The sequence below is a fragment of the Longinema margulisiae genome, assembly GCF_025266855.1.
GTDB lineage: Bacteria > Spirochaetota > Brevinematia > Brevinematales > Thermospiraceae > Thermospira.
The window spans coordinates 1,951,085-1,976,714 of the sequence record NZ_CP053071.1 but is presented as its reverse complement, the minus strand read 5'-3'; the positions used below and the strand labels follow the sequence as shown (position 1 = coordinate 1,976,714).

Below are 25,630 nucleotides of genomic sequence, written 5' to 3'. Positions count from 1 at the left end.
CCTCTCTTGTTTCTCTTTTTTGACTTAATGTGATGAACCACTCCCCCCTCCATCATAAAAAATTTTTTTAAGATAGGTTACATTGCCATCTGATTGGGGAGTGAGAGAAAATTCATCCAAAATCTTACTCATCATGTAAAGACCCCGCTTGCGCATCTGAAAACGATCAACCGAATCCGGTGGCACAAGTTTTTTGGGTACCGGTGGACCAAAATCACGGATGGTTACCTCACAGATACGCTTTTCCCCTTCTTCCGTAATCTGAAGGCGAATCTCCAGTTTCTGAGACATATCCCATTTGTAAGTGTGCTGAAGAATATTGAGAATAGATTCATGAATACAAAAATGAAACTCATGAATACGCATCAGGGCATCAGAAGAACTCCCCAGTACGCGAGAGAGAATATCCATGACCTCTTTTTCAAAAGCAAGAATTTCACTCTCTGTGCACTGAACGGTAAACTGGAAAATCATGCCTTTCTCCTGTTTCTCTATTGTAATATTATAACATAACCAGGGAAAAAAGCAAGTTTTGGAGAGAAGAAAATTTCCCTCCCTCCAAAACGTGTGTCGTTCCACATATGAAACTGAATAGCTATTTTCACATTTCTTATGAACAGGGAAACAACACAAAAGCTTTCTGTTCTGATGCCTATTGAAAAAAAAAGTTGAGTTTGAAAGCATTACGACAAGAGAGAGCTATTACCCTGTTTCAGCTAAACCCTTGTTCTTTGCTGAAACAAGGTCATAGCCCTAAGCCCTGTAGTCTCAGAAAGCCCCCCTTGGGGCTGAAACATCGCCATAGCCTCCCCGCCCCTGCCTGCGGTGTCACCTGAGAGAAGCCCCGGCGGGATAGGAAGCCCTGCGGGCTGGTGACAGAAGGCCCCATTCTTCTACTGCTATCCGAGCCACAGGAGGTGGCGAGGAAGTCCGGGGTCAGACAGGGAGGGCTGTCCCCGGGCGGCTACAGAAGAGAGCGGGGCTACAGGCTTTTCTTCCAGCCCGCACCACGGGAGACAGGTTGGTGGCTACAGAAACCGCCGCAGGGGCGGGAAAGGGGTTTTCAAAAGGGGCGAAGCCCCTTTTGTCCCGCGCGGAAGCGCTTCTTCCGAAGTCAGGAGGACGAGTTGATGTCGCCCACGGAGGAAGGACTTCCCCGGAAAGAGATGAGGTCTTTCTACTTGCCCGCAAAAGCGGCCCATTTTCCGTCCGAGGCGCATGCGTAGCATGCGACGAGGACAACGCCCCTTTTGCCCCGCGCGGAAGCGCTTCATGGAAAAAAGGAAGATGGGTAGCAAAAAGAGCCTAAAACTGAAAGAAAAAAGATGGTTAAACAAGCATTCAGTTTTTTTGTGAAGATAACCATTCTGTATGAGTGTGGAACGACACCCTCCCTCCAAAACGTGTTCCTTGCGAGTTTTCCTCCTGTCCATTATAATATACTTCTCTATTACCAATAAGGAGAAACCCATGCGTTTTTTCTGGCTCATTGCCATTCCTTCCGTGATATTTGCTCGTGTGGAAATAGGGCTATACAACCAGGCATATGCTTATAACGGTGAAAGTGGCACCGCCTGGGAAGAGACAAGAACCACTCTCACCTATTTTGAAAACCACACTGAACCTTACCTTGTGATTGAACCAGACGAAAGAATACGGGTTACTTTAGGGATAGGATTTGTTGTTCCCTTTCAGCAGGAGTATCCCATTTCCGATGTCTTTGTACGGGCTCAAACCAGACTTACCCTTCTTCCCTTTCTCTGGCTCTATCTTGGGTCGCTTGAAAAAAATCACGGCTTCATAGAACCTATCCTTGATCCCCTCACAGAGTTTATTCCCCGTATCAGGCTCATCTCTCTCTCTCAGGTACCCATCGACTATGAGTATTTTCCCAAAGGGCGCTTCTCCCATGGCTTCTATGAGTACGGGGCTCAGCTCAGATGGGTGGACAGATGGACAAAAGGCGAACTCTACATGAACTGGCAACTTGCTGATACCACAAACCATCGGGAACGTTTTGATGTTGGTCTTGTCCAGGAAGGCATAGGAGAAATCCCTCTTTATATAGCTCTCCATTACTGGCATAACGGCGGGCATGAACATGAACATATCATTGGGATCACAGAAAATTATGTCGGGGCTATAGGATGGGAATTCCCCATGGTTGGAAAACGAAGTGGTGTGTATTACTTAGTTTCCTATTATCTCCCTGATAGAGACAGTCGTCCAGAACTCAACCAGTTTGGCCAGGCTCTCTATACGCGCTGGGAATTCTCTCTTGGCAACTGGCGTTTTGTCCCTCATCTTTTTCTCACCAGTACGTGGATAGACGAAAACCAGTGGTTTATCTCCATAGAAGGCGACCCCTTCTACCGTGTCCCTCTCTATGCCGGGCTGAATATCCGATATGAAAAGGAAATTATCCCTGGAACACTCTTCCAGGTTGGTTTCGTGAATGGGGCTTTTCTCCCCAATACCCATACGCCCTACGACTGGAAAATGATTCGTTACGACCAGCTCATACGGGTGGAGTTTCGGTATACCTTCCATATAAGCCAAAAATAAAAAAGGAGGTTTTTCAATGCTGAGACGTATAGAAGTAAAAGGCTACAAAGCACTAAAATACATAGACGTTCACCTTTCTGATTTTCATCTTCTTGTTGGCCCTAATGCCAGTGGCAAAAGTACCTTCTTAGATGTTTTTGCTTTGCTTAAAGATATTTTAAACGAAGATGTGGAAAAAGCTGTTCAAAAGCGTTGTAGTCGTTTCGAAGAGCTCGCCTGGCAACAGGAAAAAAATGAAATACAGTTTGGTCTTGAAATAGAAATTCCTCCGGGTATACGAAGTTCTTTGAAGGAGCAATCATATAAATACGCAAGGTATGAAATAGCCATTGGAACTGACTCCTCTCATGGTATTATTATCACCAAAGAAAATTTATGGCTCAAACAGGAAGAAAAAAAAGAAGAGAAAACACCAAGAACCTCTTTTCCTCAAGAATTTGACTCTCTTCCAGTTGTAGCGAGACCTTCCTCATCAAAATCTCCAGGCGGATGGAAGAAACTCATCTCAAGACAGTCTGATGGCAAAGACTACTTCCGTTCTGAAATTACCAACTGGAATACTCTTTACAGTTCTGGTCCTAAAAAATCTTCTCTCTCCAGGGTGCCTGAAGACAAAGAAAAATTTCCCGTTACCCTGTGGATACAAAACTTCATCGCCAAAGGCATCCAGTATATCTACCTCAACAGCGAAGCTATGCGTAAACCCTGCAGACCGGATAGTTCTCTTTCCTTTGAAGCCAATGGCTCCAACCTCCCCAAAGTAATCAAGGCTCTCAAAGAAAAGTATCCCGATCGTTATAGTCAGTGGTTGAGGCATATCCAGACCACTCTCTCTGACATAACAGACATTGAAGTGAAAGAAAAGCAGGAAGATAGATATCTTTTTCTCAATCTTCAATACAATAAAGTCAAAAATATTCCCTCCTGGCTTCTTTCGGATGGTACCCTGCGTCTTCTCGCTCAAACACTTTTAGCCTATCTCCCTCCAGAATTTCTCTCCTCAGAATCAAACATTTATATGATAGAAGAACCAGAGAATGGTTTGCACCCTCTTGCAATTGAATCTGTCTTTCGGTCTCTTTCTTCAGTATATGAAAATCAGGTTCTCCTCGCCACGCACTCTCCCTTGTTAGTTGGCCTTGCTCAACCAGCCCAGATTCTTTGCTTTTCAAAACTTGAGTCCGGAGCTATTGATATCATTCGGGGAGATGAACATCCCATTCTCAAAAACTGGAAAGAAGGAATTGATCTTGCTACCTATTTTGCCGCGGGAGTACTCCAATGAAAAAAGACCTTATTATTCTTGTAGCGGACATGGATGCTTATTGGGGTATTGATTCTCTATTACAAAGAAATACCACGCTAAAAATCAAATCGATCACCTACGATATAAAGAAACACCCCTACAGAGATAATGGAGTCTATACAAATGCCCAGGATTTTTTAAGACCTCTTCATAACAATTACTCCTATGCTCTCGTTTTCCTCGATTTTGAAGGATGCGGTCAAGAACATAAAAAAACACCCCTCCAGATAGCTACCGATCTCAAATCAAGAATAGAAGCCAATGGCTGGAAGGAAAGAGTCGAAGTCATTGTATTTACTCCTGAACTAGAAAGCTGGATATGGTCTTCACAGGAAAACTCTCCCCTGACAAAAATACTCCAATTTTATTCTTATCAGGAAATAAGAAATTTTCTTCAGACAAAAAAGTTCTGGGATCCTGGCACTCCAAAACCTGCCCGTCCAAAAGAAGCTTTCGAAGAGCTGCTCAAGTTAAAAAAAATTCCACACTCTCCAGCTCTTTACCAGGATATAGGTTTGAAAGTACCCCAACAAATTATTACTCACTGTCAGGACCCTGCATTTCAGGCTTTTTTAACCACCATCCAAAGATGGTTTCCAAGAAGATAAATCTTACACACAAGGAGTTTCTATGTTTTTTCTCTGGCTTTCCCTCCTCACCACGTCCTTTCTTCCGCAGGACAACATCCACGACGTTTTAGAAACGACAAACACTACCCCTGTTCTCCATTCGTCTGGCCTTTTCACCTACGGGGCCCACACCAATACCTTCCACCTTCGCTATGCGTATGTGAGACTCTCTCAAAACCTGACCCCATGGCAATGGTGGATAACCCTGCGGGGATATGCTGATACCCATATTCCAGAGACCAACTATGGCTATAACCTCAACAACCTCTCCCTCTACGACTACGGGATTGAAATCTCAAGGTGGGGATTTTTTGTGAGTTTCCGTGGGGCAGCTATTCCACGATGGAATACCCAGAGTTTTCTTCTCGTCCCCTTCTCGGTGAGAAGGGACAATCCCGGTGAGTTTGATGCCTCTCTGTGGTATCTCCCTGAACCTGTCAATGCCGCTGGTATCAGATTCGGCTGGAAGTCTTCCTGGGGCTACTTTTCCTACTCACAGGGAGACTATCGCCATCTCATCCCCATGGGAATAACCGCTCATCTCTTTTTTCCTCAGTTTCAGTGGCGAAACACCCTCATTCTCTACAACGGCGAACCGGAAACCTACTCCCTTGATGATTACCATTTTCAGGCCCAGAGTAGCCTTTCCTCCGTCCTCTCTTTCAGCTCTTTTCAGTGGCTTTTCCTCGCCGAAGGAACCTACCAGCAAAGAGAAAATCATTTTGGCGGCCGTTTAGAACAGGCCATTCGCTTCGGAAAGGTTCAGGGGGGAATCAGGGCTCTCTGGTGGAATCATCTTGGCTGGAACATAGAAACAGGGATTCTTGTTTTCCTTGGCAACGACACCCTTTCCCTTGGGATTCAGGCTTCCACCGAAGGCAAAGTCTACGTGGGGGCAAAAGTTGATTTTTAACCAGAATGATGGTATGATATGATGTCTATGAGACGGGAGGAGTTTATGAAAACAAAAATGCTTTTCTTTTTTCTTGTGGTAAGTACCGCTTTTAGTTCTCCTCCCCTTCTCTCCCCTCTTCCCATGAAATACGGAGAACGACTTTCCTTCAGGATTTATATCTTAGGACAATATGTAGGAAATCACTTCATGCGTATCACCGGCAAGACAAATATAAATGGAACGAACTACCCGATTGTCTATGGACAAACCCTCACCCGTGCTGATCTCAAGCATCTCTACGACATGGACGATAGAGACTGGACGATCTTTGATACCCTTACTCTTTTCCCCCTGTATAACGAACGCTCTGTCAAAGAAGGCAAGTGGGAGGATTTTCTCAAACAGGAATTTGTCGCCTCAGAAAGAGCCTGCTACTACTACCATCGCACCCGTAACTACGAGAGAAACGAACTCAGGGCCAAATATCCCATCATGGATTACAATACCCTGATGTTGTACTTCCGTAGCCTTGATTATGAGCGTATCAAAGAAACCGAAGAAATCCCCGTAAGTTATAAGCACCGGGATACCGCCTATGAAAGCACCTTCACCTACCGCCGACTTAATGTTACTTACCAGAAAAAAAAGGTTCCTGCCATTCAGGTCCGAGAAAAAGGTGGGCTTGGTATCTATTTCACCATGCTCGATGATGAGAACCGCACCCCCTATGAGATCCGTATTGGAGCCTTTTATATTGTAGGCTTCCGCTTTGTAGATTTGAAAGTCACCATTGAGAACTTCCAGCCGGGTACAAGACAGCTATAAAAAATTTGATTACGTTTCCAACAGGAGACCTGAAAGAGAGAGAAAAGGATAAAGAAGTTACCCCTGGCTCAAAAGATTTTTGTCAACTGTAGTATACAGGGAACATTTTAGATAAACAAGTTTTTTCTGGGGAAAGTACCCTTTTTAGGCCATAAAACAGGGCAATAAGTACGTACCATCCCTATGTTTTATATCACATCCTGCCAGTAGACACCATCGATAGCCTCATCACGATTATAGTAGTAATGCAAACGCACAGCAAGAACATTGGTTGCCCCTTCTCTTTTCCATACCCCCACATCCATTCTCTGGTTTATGGTTCGCATCAGCCGTTCTGCCCTTGAGGTTGTTCTTGGCAAACCATCTTCACTGTCACAGGCGAACATGTCTTTTTGAGCACGAAGAAGATAATAAAAACAATGTTTGCGCCCTTTTTCGTGAAATAAGTCAAGAAGATTCTGAATATGCTGTCTGCGCTCGCTTTGATAACCAAGTCTTGTTTGCCAGTCATTTTTGTACCCCAAGAAACAGGCTTTCCCTGTTTCAGCGACAATATTTGTCCACTCAGAAGAACGATATCTCACTCTATCAAGACGAAGAAAATACTTCAATTGATAACTTACATGCCACAAACATCGTTGAAAAACGATACCGGGATGTTTGCCCTGGTTAATCCCTGTATCTCCATCGACAACAAGAAAAAACCGAGAAAAAGAGTGTTTTTCTTGAATGGGCTTAAGAAGTTTGTCCCAACCTGCATGGTAATTATCCACAAGAAGGCCTGCTATTCTTGTATTTTTTCCTGTCAATGGGGAGGCTTGTTGCCTCTCCTGCAAAAGAATTTTAGCTTCTTCTCCTTTTTTCTTGCCCTGAACAGGAATACCCGTCCCATCGGCTTCTCCACAGGGTTTTTCTTTTTCTGAGATACTGAAATGTATCTTTCTCCCAATATTTTGAAGGTTTTTCCAGAGGGTGCTAAGACCTATTTTATACCCTGTGAAGGAAAGAATACGAGCGGCCACTCGATAGGTGGTAAGAGCCCCGGCTAAAGCCACTCTGTAGATATCTTTCAGGATTTGCCTTTTTCGCTTTTCTACACCAAGAAGAGATCTTGTGAGAAAAAGTTTTCTTCCACACTTTTTGCATTGAATTTGGAGCTGAGGAAGAGTGATCTTTCCAAAGGGCATCAGAACAAAAACAGTGTTTTTTCCATGCTTTGTTTTCCATATGAAGTGATGTTTTTCTCCGCATGTACAGGTGATACGACCTTCTTTTATTTCTTTTTCTGCCACTTCTACAGAAATCTGATGAACAAATGACTCAAACACTCCTTTGATGGCCTGGAGAAAAACCACCACTAACGTCTCAAGTTTTGTGTCAGGGTAGTCGATAGTCAAAGTGAAGGTGAATTCTTTACGCATGGGTTCCTCCTTGTGTCCTATTATCGGCCAGGGAGGAACTTTTTTTTGCTTTTCCTCATCTTCCCACTGCAGGTCTCCTGAAAAAAACGTTACCAGCTTATGATGCAGGTGGTGGTGATGGACTTAAAATAAATGAGAAAATAAGTACCTCTCTTTTACCCCTCATGATAGGAGTCAATTATAGCTTCCCCGTGGGAGAATCCCTCTCCATTGGATTGGAAGGCTTTGTTGGCTATGCCTTGGCTTATGCTACCGATGAATTCAAAGATGAAGTAACGTATTTGGGGAATACAACCTCTGATTCATACATTATTCCTCTCGAGGGTAGTGGCCTGGCTGTTGAACTTGGGGCTAATGGTGAATACAAACTCTCTTCTGCTCTCTCCCTCGGTCTTGTGGCTTCCTATCGTATCGCCAATATTGCTGAGATGAAAGCCTCAAAAGACGTGACCGCAGAATCAGGTGGTACAGTAGCTAACAAAGGCGATGTGTTGAAAGACGCTGATGGAAATCCTATTCCATTTGACTACAGTGGATTTACCATCGGTCTGAGCCTCAACTTTAAACTCTAAAAGAAAACTGATCCCGGTCAGATAAAAAGCCCCACATCACGTGGGGCTTTTTATATTTAAGAGTCTTACCACCTCCCCGAAGGGATCACCGTCGCAAGAAATCTCTCTCGCTGAGACGCAGGCATCACATAGGCCTGCACAGAAAAAGGCTTCCCCTTCGCCGGATAGAAGGTGATCTCCTGCCTCAGATACAAAGAATCCTCTTCATTCTCAGGAGAGTATCCCTCGTAGTGATCGAGGGTGTCCAGAAGATCCTCTGAAACCTCATACACCTCCCCATAGACCCTGCCCTGGATTTCATCCACTCCAAGAGCAGGAAAACCCACACCCAGATCGTACAGAGTCCCTTCCACATAGCCTTCCGCTACAAAAGGAGAATTCTCCAAAAGGGAGTGTCCCTCTTTCCCACGACGGAGAGTACCATACACAAAAAGAAGCATGGGCTTTCCTTATATGGCGGGTGGAACAGAGCCACTTCCACCAGAACGCTTTTTTCTCTCTATTTCTAACTGACGTTTGATAACCTTGAGACTGTTCTCAAGAGAGGCAATATCCTTGCAGACTATCTTGTTGTCTATGATTTGGATGGTCTTGTCCTGATCCATGAGACGCTTAAGATGAAGCTTCCCCTCCGTGGAAGAAAAACCCACAAATTTGATGATCTCATCAGGACCAAAGTCAAAGGTATAGGACATACCCGGACGAATAGCCACCCGGGCCTTTTGAAGCTGGGTATAGAGAGCATCGTAGAGCTTGCCCACCGGATCAGGGATAAGGCTATTCGAAAGCTGCTTATAGATAATCCAGATTCGTTCACTCAAAAGTTCAATAATCTTGGTGGCTATCTCAGGATGAGCCTGTACCGTGGGCTCAAAGTTTGCCCTGTTAATCGCCATGAGCTTAGTTGGTCCAAAGGCTATGGCGCTGGCACTACGGGGCTTATTGTCAAGAAGGGCCATTTCCCCAAAGATGTCTCCCTTTTTCAACACGGCGAGAAGCACTTCATTATTCCCCACCAGTTTGGTGATCTTGACCTTCCCTTCCTGGATAATATAGAGTTCATTCCCGGGTTCGTGCTCAAGGAAAATAATCTGCCCGTCTTCATAGAGAGAGAAAAAATTCTCCTTCTGTGGTTGCAATTTCTCGGGAGATGGATTGATCTTGGCAAGCTTTATCTTGGCCTGGTTGACATATCCCCCATCAGGGCAATATTTGATATACCGGAGATAGGCATACGCCGCCTGGGTGAGAAGCTGATTGGCAAAAAAGTACTCCCCAATAGCAAAGAGATGAGAGGGATCCTCTTCCAGGGAATTTTTGAAGTGAAGCTGGGTGAGCTGAGAATCATAATACCTCAGTTGCTTCCCAAAATACCTGAGAATCTTCATGGCTATGGCGGCGTTTTTCTGAATGAGATCCCCAAACTGATTCCTCTTCACCACAATGCAGGACACATCCTCAAGGACCTGAACGGTTTCAATACGGGGACGTTTAGCCATACACGAAAGTACACCAAAGAAATCTCCAACCCCCAGCACCGTTCCCTGTTCCTCTTCCTGTACCACAGAAACCGAACGGTACTCAACGACCTTGCCCTGTCGGATGATATAAAACTCTTCGCTGTTCTCTTCGTCTTCGACAATGATATAGCCACCCCGCTTGAAGTTAGAGATCTGAAAAGCCACGTTTTCTGCCATCGTCGGCATACCCCTTATCCTTTTTATTTTCGGCTTTTCTCTGATAAGTCTTGAGTATTTTGAGATATATGAAGCGACAACACCCCCCTGTCATAAAAACCATCGTCAACCTCTATCGAAGGTGAGAAAATCCTCTATACCCAAGTTCCCGAAGAGCGGCATCCTTCTGAAAAGCTTCAAGAATACGATCAATATGATCCCCTCCATATCGTTCGAGAAGAGCGCTTCCCAACACAGGGGAGACCGCTGCTTCAACGACCACACTGGCGGCATACACCGCTGTCACATCCGATCTCTCTTTCACAGAAAGGGCCTTCTCTTTGGTATGGACATGCACCGTTTCAAGGGGAGACATCTGAGTGGGGATTGGCTTCATCACACTCCGGAAGACGATGGGATTCCCATTGGTCATTCCCCCTTCAATACCTCCCGCGTAGTTTGTTCTGCGATAGTATCCCTCCTGCCCATAATAGATCGCATCCATGGCCTCTTTCCCAGGCCTATTGGCATACTCAAACCCTATCCCGAACTCAATCCCTTTGATGGCCTGCACACTCAAAACCGCAAAGGCTATACGGGCATCCAACTTCTGTTCGGCTGTCTGGTAGGAGCCAAGCATGGGGGGAACAGGAGAGACAATGGTCTCAATGATCCCACCTAAGGTAAACCCTTCTCTCATCGCCTGTTCAATGAGAGTGGTAAGACGATGATCATCCTCTTCTGTCCCCAACCACCGAAAAGGGGAAACACTGGTCTTTTGCTTCAATTCCTCAAGATTTTCTGCCCTTCCCGAAGGAACAATCCCTCCCCAATTTACTACATGGGAGAATATTTCTATCCCAAAGCGTTTGAGAAAGAGTTTCACAAGAGCCCCGGCGGCCACACGAGCGGCTGTTTCCCTGGCGCTGGCACGTTCAAGAACCTTTCTCGCATCATCAAGATGGCCATACTTGTACATGCCCACAAGATCGGCATGCCCAGGACGTGGGGTATGGATTGGTTCTGGTGTTTTGTCCTTCCAGTTTTCCCAATCTTTGTTCCAGACAACCAAAACCACAGGAGCCCCTGTCGTTTTTCCCCCCATCACACCGGCCAAGATATCCACCGTATCTGTTTCTATTCTCATTCGGCCACCACGCCCAAACCCCTGTTGTCTTTTAAAGAGTTCTGCATTGATAAAGGCTGTATCCACCTCAAGGCCAGCTGGTATCCCTACGATGGTGGCTACCATCCCCCTTCCATGAGATTCCCCCGCTGTGGTAATCGTTATCATCCTTTTCTCCTTCTGTCATGATAAAAGAAGTTCAACAGCGCTGCCCGGTGTCTCCCAGAGAACAAGCCGCACTAAACGAAGATTTTTCTCCTTCAAAGGAGCGTCAAGAACCTTCGCTATCCAGGCGGCCAGATTTTCTGCGGTGGAAAGAGGTACAATATCATTGAGATACGCATGATCGAGTTTCTCAATCACATGCGTTTGTACAAGCTGTTTGAGATCCCCAAAATCACACACCATACCCGTTTCTTCGCTTTTTTCACCTTCCACCGTTACCTGAAGTCGATAGGTATGCCCATGAAGATGTTCACACTTTCCCTTGTAGTTCACAAGATTATGAGCCGCATCAAAGGTAAACTCCTTGATAAGTCGGTATGTCACGCCTTTTCCTCCCGTTTCAGTCCCTCTCCATAAGCAAGAAGTGTGAGGATAGTTTTCCCATCCTCTATCATTCCCTCCCGGATAGCCCTTTTTGCCTCTTCGAGAGAGAGAATCTCCGCCTGGATAAACTCATCCTCATCAGCCTCCAAAGGAGAAGGAAAAAGATTCCTTGCTACATACACATGAATCTTCTCCGTGCTATACCCCGGACAGGGATAATACGAAAGCAGATACTCAATATCCTCACTATCATAGCCTGTTTCTTCACGAAGTTCCCTGCGAACCGTGAGAAGAATATCCTCCCCCGGATCAACCTTCCCGGCAGGAATCTCAAGAAGTACTTTTCCCGGGGCATACCGGTATTGACGAATGAAAAGCACCCCTTCCTCCACAAGAGGCAAAATCACCACCGCCTCAGGATAACGCACATAATCCCTTTTGCCCTTTTTGCCGTTGGGAAACAATACCTCATCACTATGAAAGGAAAAAGACTTCCCCTGATGAAGAAGCGTGGTTGAGAGAGTCTTTTCCTCCAGGTTATCGAAGGGAAGCCTGTTTGATTTCATGGTCAAAACTCTCCTTGCTCACCGTGGTAATCTTTGTTGGATAGTGCCCATCAAAACACGCCCGACAAAAATGTTGCTCATCCACAAGGCCGGAAGGGAAAAGTCCATCCACACTCACGTATCCCACCGAATCCACTCCAATATAATGTGCGATTTCCTCTAAGGTTTTCAGTTTGTTTGCCAGTAACTCCTCAGGCCTTGAGAAGTCAATCCCATAGAAGCAGGGATATTTTACCGGCGGAGAAGCCACCCGAAAGTGAATCTCCTTTGGCTTCATTTCTTTGATGACCTGAACAATCTTACGAGATGTCGTTCCCCTCACAATAGAATCATCAATCAGCACAATTCGTTTGTTCTGAATAACCTCCGGAACGGGCATGAACTTCATACGAACCCCAAAGTCCCGAATCCCCTGTGTCGGTTCGATGAAGGTTCTCCCTACATAATGACTCCGAATAAGCCCCAAAGACATGGGAATCCCTGACTCCTCCGAATACCCGATCGCCGCCACAATCCCCGAATCAGGCACAGGGACCACATAGTCGGCCTCTACAGGAAACTCCCTTGCAAGCTGTTTTCCTATCTCATAGCGATATTGATACACGCTTGTTTCAAAAACCCTTGAAGAAGGCTTGGCAAAATAGATGAGTTCAAATACACACTGCCTGGTCGGAGGGGGACTCTCCACAATTGACAACGTCCTCATTCCCTCAGGGCCTACCACCACCATTTCATTGGGAAGAATTTCCCTTCTTCGTGTAGCCCCAACAATCCCAAACGCCGTATCCTCTGAAGAGAAGACATAGGTTTCCGCTTCCGAGGTGATCACCTCCCCAATGGTTCCCATAGCCAAAGGACGAAAACCATGGGGATCACGGGCGGCCACAAGCGTATCCCTGTTCATCACCAGAACAGCAAAAGCCCCCTCTAACTGAGCAAGCGCCCAGCGAGTTGACATCACAAGGTCATCATAAGGTGCCCTGGCAATGAGATGCAGGATGACCTCACTATCACTGGTGGTTGAAAAGGCCTGCCCCTCCTCCATAAGCCTTTTGCGAATCTCCATGGCATTGGTGAGGTTGCCATTATGAGCAAGGGCAATGGGACCTTTTTGTGTCATAGCCGAAAGAGGCTGGGTATTCACAAGGGTTGGGGATCCAGTGGTCGAATACCGAACATGGCCTATGGCCTGTGTTCCCCGCAGATAATTCAATTTTGCCTCATCAAAAAACTCTGAAACCTTTCCAAGTCCAATCTGTTTGTAGAGAGAGATATGATCCGAACTGATGATGCCACACGACTCCTGACCTCTATGCTGAAGAAAATGAAGTCCGAGATACACATATCGGGCGGCCTCCTGATGGCCATACATCCCGAATATGCCACATTCCTCTCGTATCATATCCTGCCCCTTTCACAAGAGATACGTATAGTGTAAGGAAAAAAGAAAAATATCTCAATTTTCTCCACCGAAGAAACTTCTTGCCCAAACAACAAAGGCATCCGCACGTGTCGGATGCCTTTCTGTTTTTTTCGTAGAGTTAGAAAAAGATGGCCTTGCCAAGGGCAAGATGGAGCCATGCTACAATAAAGGTAATCAGTCCACCCCAGGGCTTATAACTATCCATGAATTTGTGATAGGCCTGTTTTTTCTCCTCAGGAATATTGAAAAGATCAATCACATTCTCATACCAGACAAGCCCATTGAGAATCAACACCGCAGCAGGAATAATTCCTCCCAAGATAGAAGGTCCATACTCAGGATGACCAAAATCAGGAGCAAAGAAATTCCATACCCCAAGCACAAGCCCCCCAATACCCATAAAGAATTGAAAACTCCCACTCTCAGCCAAAGCTTCACACTTTTCATAAAAACTTTTCAACGAAGGATTGGTCTCCACATTGATGAGCACCTTTTGCTGAGAAAGGGTCATAAAGAAACTATACCACAAGAGAATAAGAAAAAGGAGCACCACCGCAATCATATACTTCCTCCTTACTTCACTTTTTCAAACACCATGAGAGCAAACTCATTGCCTTTCACCTGCACATCCCACTGTCCCTTGAGTACAGAATCCACAAAGGCCTTGGGAACAGGCTTGGTAAGATCGGCTGAAGCCATACCATCAACATACTTCCACTGCCCCGTTTTCATCACTGAAAGAGCCACTGGCTCTTTGAGTTCCACATCAGAAGCACTCCCGTTCAGGATAACCACTACCACCTGATTCTCCCTCACCCGCGCATAGGTAAGCACCGAATCAAGTCCCTTCTCTTTGGCCTGTTCAAAGGGCATATCTACAAACTGTCCTGTTTGAAGAGCCGGATACTTTTTCCTCATAGCAATGAGTTTCTGGTACACATACCACAGGGATTGTTTGTCCTGCTGGTAAGTCTTGATATTGATCTTGTTGGTCACATAATATTCCGGCTGCATGACCACTACCCAGGATTTTCCTCCTGCGCTAAAACCACCGGTTTTTTCCTCATCACTCCACCAGAGAGGATAACGCTTCTCAGAATCTCCCCCTCCACGGCTTTTCTTACTCCCATGAAGTTGCCCAATCTCATCCCCGTAATACACATAAGGAGCCCCGCCTGGGAGAGTAAACTGAAGCACAGCCGCTAACTTCTGCTTGGCCACCTGCTTCACCTTCTCAGAGAGACGCCCTGTATCATGGTTGGAAAGGAAAAGGGCAAAGAAGGTGAAAGGAACATTCCTTTTGCTAAGCGCCGCATACTTTTCTAAGGCTGTTCGAAGACTCCCAGACCTTCCTGTGAGAAGGAAGGGATAAATAGCCTTATCCCCTGTTCCGCCAAAATCAAAATTGAACACCGCATCAAGCCCACCTTCACCTTTGTAGTAGTTGGCACAGATTTCCATCGGAGCAAAAACCTCAGCCACCACATAGGCTTCGGGATTGATACTCTTCACATACCGCACTAACATATCAATAAAAGCAATGGTCTCCGCTGTATCCGTCTGTTCTCCCTCTCCCTTTTCGATGTAATAACGAGCGGCATCTAAGCGGAAGCCATCCACTCCCCTGTCAAGCCAGAACTTCACAATCTTTTTCACCTCTTCCACCACCTGGGGATTGACAAGGTTCAAATCAGGCACATTGAGATTGAAAGCCGCATAATAATATTGCCCATTTCGCCAGGAATTGGTATCGTTATAAAGATTCCAGGCCGGTTGAGCGGTACTCCCTGTAGGATTTGGCCAGGAAAGTTTCGTCTTTGACCAGATATAATAGTTCGTATAACGAGAATTCTTGTTGGTCACCCCATCGACAAACCAGGGATGCTGTACCGCTGTATGATTTATCACCAGATCAAGGATGACCTTGACCCCCCGTTTATGAGCCTCAGCTATCAGAAGGTTGAAATCTTCCATCGTTCCAAGCCGCGGATCTATCTGGTAATAATCAATGGTATTATACCCATGATAATCCTTGGCCAAGAAAATGGGATTCAACCAGATAGCCGTAATACCTAAATTGGTAAGGTAGTCCATCTTCTGGGCAATACCCTTGAGATCCCCTTTCCCATCCCCATCAGAATCATAAAAACTCAACGGAAAAATCTGATAAAACGTTGCCCCATTTACCCAGCTTGCCCCATAGAACATGACAGGAACCAGAAAAGCCAACAACCAACGCTTCATTTTTGCCTCCTTCGGATATTTCTCTCTTACACTATACCACGGAATACAAAAAAAGTCAAATAGCCGTTTTTCCCATTTTGCGAGTTACCACAAAACCAAAATACCCCTCCCATAAAATCTTCCCCCATACGCAAAAACTTGCTTTTTTCCTCTCTTTCTGGTACAATATGGTTCCCCAACCTTTGGCGAAGGAGTCAAACATGCAGGCAGTTGTCCTTGCCGGTGGCATGGGCCGGCAGATCAAGTCTGAACTTGGACAGGCCCCAAAACCCATGGCCATTGTCAATGGCTATCCCTTTTTAGAGTACGTTCTCCTTTACCTCCGAAAGAATGGTATCGATGAGATTATCCTTTCCTGCGGATATATGCGTTCGGTTATCGAAAGCTACTTTGGAAACGGCAAAAAATGGGGACTTTCCATCTCCTATACCGACGAGGATTTCCTGAGGGGAACAGCCGGAAGTGTCAAGTTGGCTGAACCACTCATCAAAAACAACCAGTTTGTTGTGGTGAATGGCGATACCTTTCACGATGTCCCTATCTATGAACTCATTGAGTTTCACCTCACCCACGAGGCCTGGATTACCCTTGCTCTCAAGGAAAGCGAACACCCTGAACGTTATGGAGTGGTGGAACTTGGAGAAAACAACCAGATTGTCCGTTTTGTGGGAAGGGGACACAAGGATCTCTTCAAACTTGTGAACACCGGTATCTATGTCTTCAGCAAGGAGGTCCTTCAGTTTATCCAGCCCAATGAAAATATCTCTCTTGAAAAGGATATCTTTCCCCTCCTCACCAAGTTAGGCAAACTCTATGGCTATATCTGTGAAGGGGTATTTCTTGATATTGAAGTGCCTGAAAACTTCTCTCAAGTCAAAGAAAAACTCAAAGAACTCATTGCCCTCAAGGAGGCTCGTTAATGTTATCCATTCGTGAAGACAAAGAGATAGAAACGCTCCTTCTCAAATCCGAGGCTCTTCTCAAAGGACATTTTATTCTCTCTTCGGGGCTTCATAGCAATCGCTATGTGCAGTGCGCCAAGTTTTTCCAGTATCCCGCGTACGCAGAATTGGCCGCTCAAAAACTTGCAAGACTTTACCAGGACACTCCGATTGATGTCGTTATCGGCGGTGCCTTTGGGGGAATCACCATTGCCTATGAACTTGCCCGTGCCCTTGGGGTACGTGGACTCTTCTGTGAACGGGTAGAAGGTATCTTCCAGCTCCGTCGTGGTTTTGAAATCAAACCAGGCGAAAAGGTGCTTATTGCTGAGGATGTGGTCACCACAGGAAAATCCATAGATGAAGTGGCTCAACTCGTGAAACAGCACGGTGGAGAAGTGGTGGGAGTGGCAAGCTTAGTTGATAGACACATGCCAGATCCTGAAAAACTCCCCTACCGCTTTGAATGGCTCCATTCTGTGCAGGCGGAAGCTTTCGATCCAGCAAGTTGCCCCCTGTGTTTAGAAGGAAAAGAACCAGCCATAAAACCAGGCAGTCGGGGAATGAAATGAAAACGGAGCTTATTGTTGCTCTGGACGTCCCCTCTCGACAAGAGGCCATAAACATTGTAGAAAAACTCTCTCCCCTCGTCGTATGGTACAAAGTAGGAAGCATCCTTTTCACCAAAGAAGGGGAAGCGTTAGTCAAAGCCCTCAAGGATAAGGGGTGCAAGGTATTTCTCGATCTCAAGTTTTTTGATATCCCCAATACGGTAAAAGGGGTATGTGAGGTTGTAGCAAAGATGGGGGTTGATATGTTCACCCTCCATATGCTTGGAGGTCGGGAGATGGTAAAGGCGGCCCTCGAGGGTATTTCCCCCTTTCCCCAAAAACCACTTGCCCTTGGGGTGACTATCCTCACCAGTATGAATGAAACTACGTTGCATGAGGATTTAAGGATACAAGAAAGCATAGAGAACACCGTTTCTCACCTCGTGAAGCTTGGACTTGAGACAGGTATGCAGGGGTTTGTCTGTTCTCCACACGAACTCTCTTCTCTACGCTCCTGGGTACCAGAAAACACCATCTTTGTCACTCCCGGCGTAAGGCTTCCTGGTGAAGCTACAGGAGACCAGAAAAGGGTAATGACTCCCAAAGAAGCTCACCAAAACGGTGCCAACTATATAGTGATGGGACGTTCTGTGTATGGTTCATCCCATCCTCTTCAGACGGTAGAACGTATTTTATCCGATATAGAATCATAAAGGAGAGGCTATGGCTCGTCTTGTTTTTGAAATTGGTGTGGAAGAAATACCACACGAGATTCTTCTCGATACCTTCAATCAACTCCAGACGGAAGCAACCAAGCTTTTTGAAGAGAATGGCCTTGTTTTCAAGGAAATCAAAACCACAGGTACCCCACGACGGCTTGTTCTTCTCGCCGAGGGAATGGAACCCAAGACCATCACACGAAAGGTGGAAAAAAAGGGACCTGCTCTCAAAGCCGCTTATGACGGTGAAGGGAAACCCACCAAAGCCCTTGAGGGATTTCTCCGGGCAAACAATATCACCGAAAAGGACCTCACTCAGCGTGAAGTCGGTGGTGGGGTTTATCTCTTCTATGAAAAGGAAGAAGGTGGAGAATCCGCATCCACTGTTCTTGAACGTATTTTGCCAAAACTTCTCTCAAGCCTTCGTTTTCCCAAAGCCATGCGATGGGCTACTTATGAAATGAGTTTTGTACGACCGGTGCGCTGGCTCTGTGCCCTTTTAGATAACAAGGTTATTCCTGTTCAATGGGGACATCTCACCGCAGACAACAAAAGTTATGGCCACAGGACCCTTTTTGGACTCCAGTCCTTTGTCGTACCGTCTGCCTCTGAGTACGAAAAAACCCTTCAAAAACACTTTGTGATTGTGGACCATACCGCAAGACGAGAGATTATCACCAAAGAGATTCATGCTGCCTCCCAGACGTTAGGGGTAGAAGCCGTATGCGATGAAGGGCTTCTCGATACCTTAGTGAGTCTCACGGAGTATCCGGAAATGGCCGTGGGAAGCTTTGAAGAAGAATTTCTCAAACTCCCAAAGGAAGTTCTCATTTCAGAGATGATAGAACATCAAAAGTTTATTCCCCTCCAGAAAAAAGATGGGAGTCTTGTCAATCGTTTTCTCATCATCACCAATACGCATCCCAATGAAACCATTGTGGCCGGTAACGAACGAGTGATCCGGGCCCGTTTCAACGATGGAAAGTTCTTCTTTGACGAGGATAGAAAACGTTCCCTCGAGAGTCGTCTTGAGGATTTAGCCTATGTATCCTTTGCAAGAAATCTTGGAAGTCTCAAGGACAAAACAGAACGCCTTGAAAAACTTGTAGGTATTCTCGGTCGCTATCTCCAGATGGAAAAGGATATCCCCCTGGCCACCATGACTGCTCACCTCTGCAAAGCAGACTTGGTCACCCATATGGTGTATGAATTTCCAGAACTTCAGGGGATTGTGGGGTACTACTACGCCCTTCATGATGGTCTTCCCATCAATGTGGCTATCTCTATCAAGGAACATTACTGGCCAAAATTTAGCGGTGACAATCTCCCCTCTCTCAATGAAGGAATTCTTGTTTCCCTTGCTGATAGGCTGGACAACCTCTTTGCTCTCTATGCTCAGGGGTATGAAGTGACTGGTTCCCGTGATCCCTTGGCCCTTCGTCGTCAAACACTCGGTATTATTCGTATTCTGATTGAGAAAAAGCTTCACCTTCCCCTTCGAGATCTCTACAAGGAAGTCTTCAAACTTTACCAGCCTTATCTTGCCATCTCCCAGGAGGAATATGAGAAGCGAGTCTTTGACTTTATCACCACACGGGTGAAAACCGTTTTCAGAGAGTATGGATTTGCCCACGACGAAATTGAAGCAGGTATTGCCATGGCTGTGGAAGACATTTATGACGTCTTCTGTCGTGTAAGTGCCATCCATACCGCCCGCTCAGGAGAAAACTTCCAGAATCTTGCTGTGGCTTTCCGACGTGTGAAGAATATCATCAGAGGTCTTCAGATGTTCCCTCTCAAATCCGATACACTTTTGGAAACGGCTGAAAAAGCGCTGTATGAGACCTACACCAAGAGTCTTCCCGACTATGAAAAGGCACTGGAAAAGAGGGATTATCCCTTAGCCATTGGCATCCTGACGAGTTTCCGTCCTGTGGTAGACCGTTTCTTTGACGAGGTTCTCGTCATGGATCCAGATGAACAGAAAAAGACCAACCGTATTGCCCTCTTACAGCATGTGGATGCTATGTTTATGCGACTGGTTGATATGGAGAAGATAGTTATAGAATAACAAGCACAAAACAAAAAAGGAGCGGGGATTGCCTAAAGTTATAGGCTTCCTCTTTTTCGCCGTTGCCATTGTCCTGCAGGCGGGGTGGGCGCAGGTGTCTTCTCTTCAGATAGAAGGGGTGTCCTTGGAAAGTGTGAAAGAAGGACGCTTCCCCACCACCTGGCAAAAGCCCTCTCGTATCCACTGGGTGGGCACTTCTTTTCGTGAGGTATGGTTCCTTGCCAAAGTCAAGGTGTCTCACACAACTGTTTTGTACATCCCTTCAGTGGACCATGAAATCACTGTTTATAGAAACGGAAAGGTTATCCACTCTTTTGGCAACCAAAGAGAGTTTCTTTCTTCTTTTTCCCCAATCATCGTCCTTCTCGGGAAACACCTCCCGGAAAATACCGTTGTCGATGAAGAAATTCTCATCCAGATTCGTTCTGAGACGGCTTTTCCCGGTCTTCCCCGTCTTCCCATTCTGGTGGGAAATATCAGCGATATTTTGCAACTTCTGGTTCGCAAGGATATCATCCTGTGGGTGATGGTGGCCATGATTCTTTTTTCAGCATTGGCCTCTTTAGCCACCTTTTACTGGTATAGTAAACAGTTTGTGGGATGGCTCTTTGGTTTTGCTCTTGTTATTGCCATCTATCTTTCTACCCGCTCCCTTGCCAAATGGTGGATATTTGGGCTTCATCCACGGCTTTATGGCTTTTTAGAACTCTGGAGTCTTTTCTTTATACCCTTTTTTGTCTGGCAAATGGTACGGGGTATGCTCTCTCTTTCAAAACCCTGGCATAAGCTTCTTTCCTCTACCCTTCTCTGTTTTGGCTGTGTTACCGTCATTGGTTCGCTCTTCTCATTCAATTTTTTAGCTCTTGTTCTCTACCCTTTTGAAATTTTCTTGATGGCTTTCCTGCCCATCCTCCTTGGTATCATCCTGCACCATGGAAAAACAAACCCCTGGGCAAGAGAGGTTTTCGCGGGTTTTCTTGTGCTTGGTATCACCGCCCTTCTTGATATTCTCAGGGAACAGGGTATCATTATGAGTGAACATATCTTCACGGCCTACGGGTGGGTGGCTGTGTTTGTCAACTTTCTTGTGGTGGAAACACGAAAAATGAGGACTATGGTCAGGGCAAATAACCAGATGGTGGAGGAAATCAAAAACCTCAACATAGAAGTGCTCTCCACCCAGAAAGAGATTATTCTGAGACTCAGTGAAATCGCTGAAGCCCGCTCCCGTGAAACCGGAAACCATGTGAGAAGGGTGAGTGAATACGCCGCCATTATCGGGGAAAAGTGTGGCCTCTCCCGGGAAGAGATAGAACTTTTGAAACTCGCTGTCCCGATGCACGATCTGGGAAAACTGGCTGTTCCTGATGCCATTCTCCACAAGCCAGGTAAACTCACAGAAGAAGAATTTGAATTCATGAAAAAACACACCATCTTTGGATACGACATGCTCTGTAAATCTTCCCGGGAGATTTTCAAGACAGCGGCCATCATTGCCCTTGAACACCATGAACGTATCGACGGAAAAGGCTATCCTCATGGCAAAAAAGGAGAGGAGATTCATCTCTATGCTCGTATTACCACCGTAGCTGATGTCTTTGATTCCCTCTCTTCAGACAGGTGCTACAAAAAGGCCTGGCCCTGGGATGAGGTAGTCCGCTATATGAAAGAGAATAGTGGAAGCCAGTTTGAGCCAATATTGGTGGACTATCTCCTGTCTGCGGAGGAAGAGGTACGCCATATTCAGCACACCTACTTTGACGATTTTCAAGGAGAATAACCATGGAAATCTTTCATCTGGACAAGGTGAGTCTGATTTTAGAAGGAAATACCATCCTTTCCGGCATTTCCTGGGATATACAGGAAGGGGAAAAATGGATTCTCTTCGGTCGAAATGGAAGCGGGAAAAGTAGTCTTTTGCAGGTGATGGCCGGTTATCAAATGGCCACCTCTGGAAACATCAGACGATTTGGCGAAGAAGATGGGAAAAGTGATATCCGTGAACTTCGCTCAAAGATGGGACTTATCAACACCTGGATCAAAGAATCCATGCATCCAGGAGAAACCGTACTGGATGCAGTTATCAGCGGCCGTTATGGCTGGGTTGGTATGTACGCCATAGCAGAAGCAGAGGAAAAGGAGCAGGCCCTCTACTGGCTTTCCCTCATAGGAATGAAAGATTTCGGAAACAGGCTCTTTGGTCATCTTTCCGATGGAGAAAAGATGCGAATCCTCATTGCCAGGGCTATGATGGCTCACCCAAAGGTTCTCATTCTTGATGAAGCCTGCACCCATCTTGATATTCTTTCAAGAGAACTTTTTCTCCTGAGTCTTGAAACCATCGCTACCCGCCACCCGGAAGTGGGAATGATTATGGTCACCCATCATACCGAAGAAATCATGCCTTTTTTTGATTTTCTCCACATCCTCAAAGAGGGAAAAACCCTCTATCAGGGAAGATTATCAGAAGGGCTTTCGTCAGCAATCCTTTCTGAGGCTCTGGGTATAGAGGTAGAGGTTATTCGTCCCTATGGGAGATATGTATGCCTCGTCAAGCCAGATGGCTTATTACCTGCTTCCTACTGATAGCCTGTAGCAGTGGAGAAAAACCCTCTTCTCAGGCTATCTGTAGAAAAGTCATAGACGGAGACAGTTGCCTCCTGGAAAAAGAAGGAGTCTCTTTTGTCGTTCGTTTAGCCGGTATTGACGCCTGGGAACTCTCCTACAGTCAAAGACTTATCAGACAGGTGGTCTTCTGGAAACAAAAGGGCTACGGGGTCTCCTACGAAACAGCCTGCCAGTGGGGCACCAACGGCTGGAAAACCTTACAAAAGCTCATGCCCGAAGGAAGCTTAGTTCTCTTCAAAACCTACGGAAAAGACCACTACGGACGTGTGTTAGCAAGCCTGTATCTTTCCAACGAGTGGATAAATGAGAAAATGATAGAGAGTGGCTGGGCTATGGTGTACCTTCCCGGAAGAGAGATGTCAACCGAGGAAAGACAGAGACTTTTCGAGGCAGAACAAAAGGCAAGGGAAAAAAGACAGGGTATGTGGGAAACATTCCAGCCCTGAAATTTCTTATCCCCTGAGAAAACCAAATAACCCTATCAAAAGACTGATAACAGTAAACCCTATTCCTATCATCCATTGAAGGGAATGAAATCTTTTATTCATCTGATCAATCATTAATCCAAAACGCTTATCCATTTCTTCAAAACGCTTATCTACTTGTTCAAGACGTTTATCTATTTGCTCAAAACGCTTTTCTACCTGTTCAAAACGCTTTTCTACCTGTTCAAAACGTTTTTCAACCTGTTCAAAGCGCTTGTCCATTTGCTGGAGAAGAAGATGAAAATCCTCTCGTAAATGTGCAATATCCTCTTTGGTAGCATGCTCTTCTTTGATTTCCTTGACATAAAGCTCAAGACTCTCAATAGCCTCCTGCGCCTCTTCTTCTGAAGCTGTTTTGCTCAAAATCCGATAAAGCGGAATAAGAGAAAGCATAGAAATCCTCCTTTTTTATTATACAAAATATATGACAAAAAATCAACCTCTCTCTTTTCTTAGTTCCTTTCTCTCTACCTGAAATCACGAATTTCCCTATCCATATCTCGCTTGATGTCCCGTTCCTTGAGGGCACTTTTCTTGTCATGCAGCTTTTTCCCTCTAGCCACGGCTATCTCAAGTTTGGCATATTTGCCTTTGATGTATAACTTCGTGGGGACAATGGTGAGCCCCTTCTGCTGCACCGCCTGCGAGAGTTTCAGAATCTCTCGTTTGTGCAAAAGAAGCCGTCGCTTACGCGTAGGATCGTGATTGAAGATATTCCCATGCCCATAGGGACTGATATGCATGTTATGAACCCAGGCTTCGCCATCACGGATAAGAACAAAACTATCCTTCAAGTTGACCGCATGATCCCGGATAGATTTAATTTCGGTGCCTGTCAACTCAATCCCCGCCTCATAGGTAGAAAGCATCTCATAGTCATGATAGGCCTTGCGATTTACCGTAATTTCAATGATAGGTTTCTTTGTCTGACTCATTCCCTTCCTCTAATGAATATGCTGATCCTTGTCCTGGGGGAGAATAAGGGGCCCAAAATTCTCCTCATAGGTTTTGATATTATTCTCCAGCGCCTTCAAAAGCATCTTGGCATTTCGAGGGGTCATCACAATACGAGAAACCACCTGAGCCTCTTCCTTGCCCGGAAGGGTCTGAGCAAAATCTAAGACCACCTCCTCAGGAGAGTGAGAAATAATCGCTACATTCGAGTAGTGAACAATATCCTCTCCTTCTGGCAGATGTATCTTGATATTTTTCACACTTTTCTCTGCCATACCAACCTCCTTTTTAGTCCAGTACCGTATTATAAGGCAAGGAAAGGGAAAAGACAACTTTTACCGAAAAGATTCAAAAGCCTTGTTGATATCTGAATAGACATGGCAGAGTTCTAAAAGAGAAGTATCCTGCAAAAGACCTACAATCTTTGGATTGGGATTCACAAGCCTCACCCTTGTATTGTGAGAAAGCGCTTCTCGAATAGCGGTGGCTAAAAGGCCCAAGGCCATAGAGCCCATCCAGCTCACCCCAGAAAGATCAAAGATAAAACGAAACTTCCCCTCTTGTATTTTTTTAGAAAGAAAAGAAGTCGCTACTCCCAGATTCTCAGCTGAGAGATGCCCTCGCAAAACAAGAACCACCACCCCTTCTTTTTCAAAAAACTGTTCACTCATGACCGCCCCTTTTGAGAAAATATAAAAACCCCCTTCTTTTCGTATGAAAAGAAGGGGGAAGTTTGTTTACTTTCCTTCGTACACAAAGTAAGAATTGTACCCATCAAAACCATCGAGATCCTTGTTGGGGTTACGAGGATCCTCGAGGTAGAGATAGTCCTGGGGTTTCCCATCTTTGGACTTGTACTGCACACCAACATCAATCACAAACTTGTAGCGAAGCTGCATCTTTTCACCTGGTTTTACGATGAAGGGAACGAGTGTCTTGGTATACCAGGTATCAGGGTTCTTGCTGGTAGGTTCCAGCTTGTTGGGAATCTCACTGGCAAAGGTAGCCCAGCCATTGAAATCACCAAAGACGCAGATGGCTTTCACCTTGTTCTTGGAGAGAAGCTCATAGTGCTGCTCATAGTGAGCGAGGATCTCTTCAAGCTTGCCTTTTTTGCGAGGATTCTTTTCCTTCGCAATGAGGTCTTTGGTGACCTGAATCTGCTCCTTGGTATACTGGATCAGATAGGGCACATTCACACGGAAACGCACGTAAATGGTGTTCCCCTTCGTCTCCATAATCTCGTAGCTCACATAGCTACTGTCCAGCTCAGCAAACAACATACCGCTCAGAAGGGAAAATACCACCATCAACCACAATCTTTTCATAGTTTCCTCCTTTTCAGATTATAGTATTCTCCTCTATATACTATACCACAAAATTGGAAAAAGTCAAGTATCTTGCAGAAAAATCTCGAGACAGAGGAGAAAGGCTATCTTCCCATATTCATACATAATGGTTATCTTTACACAAAAACTGAATAC

General features: G+C 45.6%; 28 protein-coding genes. 13 read left to right on the top strand and 15 right to left on the bottom strand.

All coding sequences use genetic code 11. The features are described from left to right. Positions 1–24: 24 nt before the first annotated feature. Positions 25–474, bottom strand: a complete 450-nt coding sequence (locus BREVNS_RS08855; protein ID WP_483426650.1) for an ATP-binding protein — start codon at positions 472–474, stop codon at positions 25–27. Positions 475–1,470: 996 nt separating this feature from the next. Here BREVNS_RS08855 and BREVNS_RS08850 point away from each other — a divergent pair. From BREVNS_RS08850 to BREVNS_RS08830, 5 genes are read left to right on the top strand one after another with little or no spacing between them, the layout of a single operon-like run. After that, complete coding sequence (locus BREVNS_RS08850; protein WP_483426649.1) at positions 1,471–2,565, top strand: hypothetical protein; 1,095 nt, start codon at positions 1,471–1,473, stop codon at positions 2,563–2,565. 16 nt (positions 2,566–2,581) lie between these two features. Further along, positions 2,582–3,850 (top strand): methylation-associated defense system AAA family ATPase MAD3, encoded by a 1,269-nt coding sequence (gene mads3, locus BREVNS_RS08845; RefSeq protein WP_483426648.1) that lies wholly within the window; start codon positions 2,582–2,584, stop codon positions 3,848–3,850. Further along, positions 3,847–4,479, top strand: coding sequence for a methylation-associated defense system protein MAD4 (gene mads4 / locus BREVNS_RS08840; protein WP_483426647.1), 633 nt, complete (start codon positions 3,847–3,849; stop codon positions 4,477–4,479). The genes mads3 and mads4 overlap by 4 nt, the downstream gene beginning before the upstream one ends. 22 nt (positions 4,480–4,501) lie before the next feature. Then, positions 4,502–5,413: a hypothetical protein gene (locus tag BREVNS_RS08835; RefSeq protein WP_483426646.1), complete on the top strand. Its 912-nt coding sequence runs from the start codon at positions 4,502–4,504 to the stop codon at positions 5,411–5,413. Between the two features lie 45 nt (positions 5,414–5,458). Continuing rightward, positions 5,459–6,220, top strand: a complete 762-nt coding sequence (locus BREVNS_RS08830; RefSeq protein ID WP_483426645.1) for a DUF3108 domain-containing protein — start codon at positions 5,459–5,461, stop codon at positions 6,218–6,220. Positions 6,221–6,408: 188 nt separating this feature from the next. Here BREVNS_RS08830 and BREVNS_RS08825 read toward each other — a convergent pair whose 3' ends face one another. After that, the gene (locus tag BREVNS_RS08825) at positions 6,409–7,641 is read right to left on the bottom strand and encodes a hypothetical protein (protein ID WP_483426599.1); all 1,233 of its coding nucleotides are present in this window, start codon (positions 7,639–7,641) and stop codon (positions 6,409–6,411) included. Between the two features lie 191 nt (positions 7,642–7,832). Between BREVNS_RS08825 and BREVNS_RS08820 the strand changes: the two genes are divergently transcribed. Then, positions 7,833–8,213 (top strand): hypothetical protein, encoded by a 381-nt coding sequence (locus BREVNS_RS08820; RefSeq protein ID WP_483426644.1) that lies wholly within the window; start codon positions 7,833–7,835, stop codon positions 8,211–8,213. A 65-nt stretch (positions 8,214–8,278) separates the two neighbouring features. On the opposite strand, the gene BREVNS_RS08815 is transcribed toward BREVNS_RS08820, so the two are convergent. From BREVNS_RS08815 to BREVNS_RS08780, 8 genes are all read right to left on the bottom strand, one after another. Continuing rightward, positions 8,279–8,653 (bottom strand): gamma-glutamylcyclotransferase family protein, encoded by a 375-nt coding sequence (locus BREVNS_RS08815; RefSeq protein WP_483426643.1) that lies wholly within the window; start codon positions 8,651–8,653, stop codon positions 8,279–8,281. Positions 8,654–8,662: 9 nt separating this feature from the next. Then, positions 8,663–9,919: a Crp/Fnr family transcriptional regulator gene (locus BREVNS_RS08810; RefSeq protein ID WP_483426642.1), complete on the bottom strand. Its 1,257-nt coding sequence runs from the start codon at positions 9,917–9,919 to the stop codon at positions 8,663–8,665. Between the two features lie 103 nt (positions 9,920–10,022). Beyond that, positions 10,023–11,183, bottom strand: a complete 1,161-nt coding sequence (gene aroC, locus BREVNS_RS08805; protein ID WP_483426641.1) for a chorismate synthase — start codon at positions 11,181–11,183, stop codon at positions 10,023–10,025. A gap of 15 nt (positions 11,184–11,198) precedes the next feature. Beyond that, positions 11,199–11,564 (bottom strand): 6-carboxytetrahydropterin synthase QueD, encoded by a 366-nt coding sequence (gene queD / locus BREVNS_RS08800; protein ID WP_483426640.1) that lies wholly within the window; start codon positions 11,562–11,564, stop codon positions 11,199–11,201. Beyond that, positions 11,561–12,130 (bottom strand): NUDIX hydrolase, encoded by a 570-nt coding sequence (locus BREVNS_RS08795; RefSeq protein ID WP_483426639.1) that lies wholly within the window; start codon positions 12,128–12,130, stop codon positions 11,561–11,563. Before BREVNS_RS08795 ends, queD begins: the two co-directional genes overlap by 4 nt. Continuing rightward, positions 12,102–13,532: an amidophosphoribosyltransferase gene (purF, locus tag BREVNS_RS08790; protein ID WP_483426638.1), complete on the bottom strand. Its 1,431-nt coding sequence runs from the start codon at positions 13,530–13,532 to the stop codon at positions 12,102–12,104. Before purF ends, BREVNS_RS08795 begins: the two co-directional genes overlap by 29 nt. Positions 13,533–13,671: 139 nt before the next feature. Further along, positions 13,672–14,115 (bottom strand): hypothetical protein, encoded by a 444-nt coding sequence (locus tag BREVNS_RS08785; RefSeq protein ID WP_483426637.1) that lies wholly within the window; start codon positions 14,113–14,115, stop codon positions 13,672–13,674. A gap of 11 nt (positions 14,116–14,126) precedes the next feature. Beyond that, positions 14,127–15,797 (bottom strand): alpha-amylase family glycosyl hydrolase, encoded by a 1,671-nt coding sequence (locus BREVNS_RS08780; protein ID WP_483426636.1) that lies wholly within the window; start codon positions 15,795–15,797, stop codon positions 14,127–14,129. Positions 15,798–15,997: 200 nt separating this feature from the next. Between BREVNS_RS08780 and BREVNS_RS08775 the strand changes: the two genes are divergently transcribed. Genes BREVNS_RS08775 through BREVNS_RS08745 form a run of 7 tightly spaced genes read left to right on the top strand, consistent with a single transcriptional unit; the run spans position 15,998 to position 23,153 of the window. After that, positions 15,998–16,717: a nucleotidyltransferase family protein gene (locus BREVNS_RS08775; protein WP_483426635.1), complete on the top strand. Its 720-nt coding sequence runs from the start codon at positions 15,998–16,000 to the stop codon at positions 16,715–16,717. Next, a complete protein-coding gene (gene pyrE / locus BREVNS_RS08770) occupies positions 16,717–17,310 on the top strand; it encodes an orotate phosphoribosyltransferase (protein ID WP_483426634.1) in 594 nt (197 codons plus the stop codon). Before BREVNS_RS08775 ends, pyrE begins: the two co-directional genes overlap by 1 nt. Continuing rightward, positions 17,307–18,002: an orotidine-5'-phosphate decarboxylase gene (gene pyrF, locus BREVNS_RS08765; RefSeq protein ID WP_483426633.1), complete on the top strand. Its 696-nt coding sequence runs from the start codon at positions 17,307–17,309 to the stop codon at positions 18,000–18,002. Before pyrE ends, pyrF begins: the two co-directional genes overlap by 4 nt. 10 nt (positions 18,003–18,012) lie before the next feature. Beyond that, complete coding sequence (gene glyS / locus BREVNS_RS08760; RefSeq protein ID WP_483426632.1) at positions 18,013–20,079, top strand: glycine--tRNA ligase subunit beta; 2,067 nt, start codon at positions 18,013–18,015, stop codon at positions 20,077–20,079. 28 nt (positions 20,080–20,107) lie between these two features. After that, the gene (locus BREVNS_RS08755; RefSeq protein WP_483426631.1) at positions 20,108–21,859 is read left to right on the top strand and encodes an HD domain-containing phosphohydrolase; all 1,752 of its coding nucleotides are present in this window, start codon (positions 20,108–20,110) and stop codon (positions 21,857–21,859) included. 2 nt (positions 21,860–21,861) lie between these two features. Next, positions 21,862–22,665 carry an ABC transporter ATP-binding protein gene (locus BREVNS_RS08750; protein ID WP_483426630.1) on the top strand — a complete coding sequence of 268 codons (804 nt, stop codon included), beginning with the start codon at positions 21,862–21,864 and terminating at the stop codon, positions 22,663–22,665. Further along, entirely contained in the window at positions 22,623–23,153 is a 531-nt protein-coding gene (locus tag BREVNS_RS08745; RefSeq protein WP_483426629.1) for a thermonuclease family protein, read from the top strand. The genes BREVNS_RS08750 and BREVNS_RS08745 overlap by 43 nt, the downstream gene beginning before the upstream one ends. 6 nt (positions 23,154–23,159) lie before the next feature. On the opposite strand, the gene BREVNS_RS08740 is transcribed toward BREVNS_RS08745, so the two are convergent. From BREVNS_RS08740 to BREVNS_RS08720, 5 genes are all read right to left on the bottom strand, one after another. Next, positions 23,160–23,585, bottom strand: coding sequence for a hypothetical protein (locus BREVNS_RS08740; RefSeq protein WP_483426628.1), 426 nt, complete (start codon positions 23,583–23,585; stop codon positions 23,160–23,162). A 74-nt stretch (positions 23,586–23,659) separates the two neighbouring features. Beyond that, positions 23,660–24,127 carry an SsrA-binding protein SmpB gene (gene smpB, locus BREVNS_RS08735; RefSeq protein ID WP_483426627.1) on the bottom strand — a complete coding sequence of 156 codons (468 nt, stop codon included), beginning with the start codon at positions 24,125–24,127 and terminating at the stop codon, positions 23,660–23,662. 9 nt (positions 24,128–24,136) lie between these two features. Next, positions 24,137–24,421, bottom strand: a complete 285-nt coding sequence (locus BREVNS_RS08730) for a DUF3467 domain-containing protein (RefSeq protein ID WP_483426626.1) — start codon at positions 24,419–24,421, stop codon at positions 24,137–24,139. Positions 24,422–24,481: 60 nt separating this feature from the next. Continuing rightward, positions 24,482–24,817, bottom strand: coding sequence for an STAS domain-containing protein (locus BREVNS_RS08725; RefSeq protein ID WP_483426625.1), 336 nt, complete (start codon positions 24,815–24,817; stop codon positions 24,482–24,484). Between the two features lie 66 nt (positions 24,818–24,883). Next, positions 24,884–25,474: an early set domain-containing protein gene (locus BREVNS_RS08720; RefSeq protein ID WP_483426624.1), complete on the bottom strand. Its 591-nt coding sequence runs from the start codon at positions 25,472–25,474 to the stop codon at positions 24,884–24,886. Positions 25,475–25,630: the final 156 nt, after the last annotated feature.

Excerpts from the sequence above, each read along its gene's own strand:
- BREVNS_RS08855 (WP_483426650.1), bottom strand. The coding sequence starts at position 474 with ATGATTTTCCAGTTTACCGTTCAGTGCACAGAGAGTGAAATTCTTGCT.
- BREVNS_RS08850 (WP_483426649.1), top strand. The coding sequence starts at position 1,471 with ATGCGTTTTTTCTGGCTCATTGCCATTCCTTCCGTGATATTTGCTCGT.
- mads3 (WP_483426648.1), top strand. The coding sequence starts at position 2,582 with ATGCTGAGACGTATAGAAGTAAAAGGCTACAAAGCACTAAAATACATA.
- mads4 (WP_483426647.1), top strand. The coding sequence starts at position 3,847 with ATGAAAAAAGACCTTATTATTCTTGTAGCGGACATGGATGCTTATTGG.
- BREVNS_RS08835 (WP_483426646.1), top strand. The coding sequence starts at position 4,502 with ATGTTTTTTCTCTGGCTTTCCCTCCTCACCACGTCCTTTCTTCCGCAG.
- BREVNS_RS08830 (WP_483426645.1), top strand. The coding sequence starts at position 5,459 with ATGAAAACAAAAATGCTTTTCTTTTTTCTTGTGGTAAGTACCGCTTTT.
- BREVNS_RS08825 (WP_483426599.1), bottom strand. The coding sequence starts at position 7,641 with ATGCGTAAAGAATTCACCTTCACTTTGACTATCGACTACCCTGACACA.
- BREVNS_RS08815 (WP_483426643.1), bottom strand. The coding sequence starts at position 8,653 with ATGCTTCTTTTTGTGTATGGTACTCTCCGTCGTGGGAAAGAGGGACAC.
- BREVNS_RS08810 (WP_483426642.1), bottom strand. The coding sequence starts at position 9,919 with ATGCCGACGATGGCAGAAAACGTGGCTTTTCAGATCTCTAACTTCAAG.
- aroC (WP_483426641.1), bottom strand. The coding sequence starts at position 11,183 with ATGATAACGATTACCACAGCGGGGGAATCTCATGGAAGGGGGATGGTA.
- BREVNS_RS08795 (WP_483426639.1), bottom strand. The coding sequence starts at position 12,130 with ATGAAATCAAACAGGCTTCCCTTCGATAACCTGGAGGAAAAGACTCTC.
- purF (WP_483426638.1), bottom strand. The coding sequence starts at position 13,532 with ATGATACGAGAGGAATGTGGCATATTCGGGATGTATGGCCATCAGGAG.
- BREVNS_RS08785 (WP_483426637.1), bottom strand. The coding sequence starts at position 14,115 with ATGATTGCGGTGGTGCTCCTTTTTCTTATTCTCTTGTGGTATAGTTTC.
- BREVNS_RS08780 (WP_483426636.1), bottom strand. The coding sequence starts at position 15,797 with ATGAAGCGTTGGTTGTTGGCTTTTCTGGTTCCTGTCATGTTCTATGGG.
- BREVNS_RS08775 (WP_483426635.1), top strand. The coding sequence starts at position 15,998 with ATGCAGGCAGTTGTCCTTGCCGGTGGCATGGGCCGGCAGATCAAGTCT.
- pyrE (WP_483426634.1), top strand. The coding sequence starts at position 16,717 with ATGTTATCCATTCGTGAAGACAAAGAGATAGAAACGCTCCTTCTCAAA.
- pyrF (WP_483426633.1), top strand. The coding sequence starts at position 17,307 with ATGAAAACGGAGCTTATTGTTGCTCTGGACGTCCCCTCTCGACAAGAG.
- glyS (WP_483426632.1), top strand. The coding sequence starts at position 18,013 with ATGGCTCGTCTTGTTTTTGAAATTGGTGTGGAAGAAATACCACACGAG.
- BREVNS_RS08750 (WP_483426630.1), top strand. The coding sequence starts at position 21,862 with ATGGAAATCTTTCATCTGGACAAGGTGAGTCTGATTTTAGAAGGAAAT.
- BREVNS_RS08745 (WP_483426629.1), top strand. The coding sequence starts at position 22,623 with ATGCCTCGTCAAGCCAGATGGCTTATTACCTGCTTCCTACTGATAGCC.
- BREVNS_RS08740 (WP_483426628.1), bottom strand. The coding sequence starts at position 23,585 with ATGCTTTCTCTTATTCCGCTTTATCGGATTTTGAGCAAAACAGCTTCA.
- smpB (WP_483426627.1), bottom strand. The coding sequence starts at position 24,127 with ATGAGTCAGACAAAGAAACCTATCATTGAAATTACGGTAAATCGCAAG.
- BREVNS_RS08730 (WP_483426626.1), bottom strand. The coding sequence starts at position 24,421 with ATGGCAGAGAAAAGTGTGAAAAATATCAAGATACATCTGCCAGAAGGA.
- BREVNS_RS08725 (WP_483426625.1), bottom strand. The coding sequence starts at position 24,817 with ATGAGTGAACAGTTTTTTGAAAAAGAAGGGGTGGTGGTTCTTGTTTTG.
- BREVNS_RS08720 (WP_483426624.1), bottom strand. The coding sequence starts at position 25,474 with ATGAAAAGATTGTGGTTGATGGTGGTATTTTCCCTTCTGAGCGGTATG.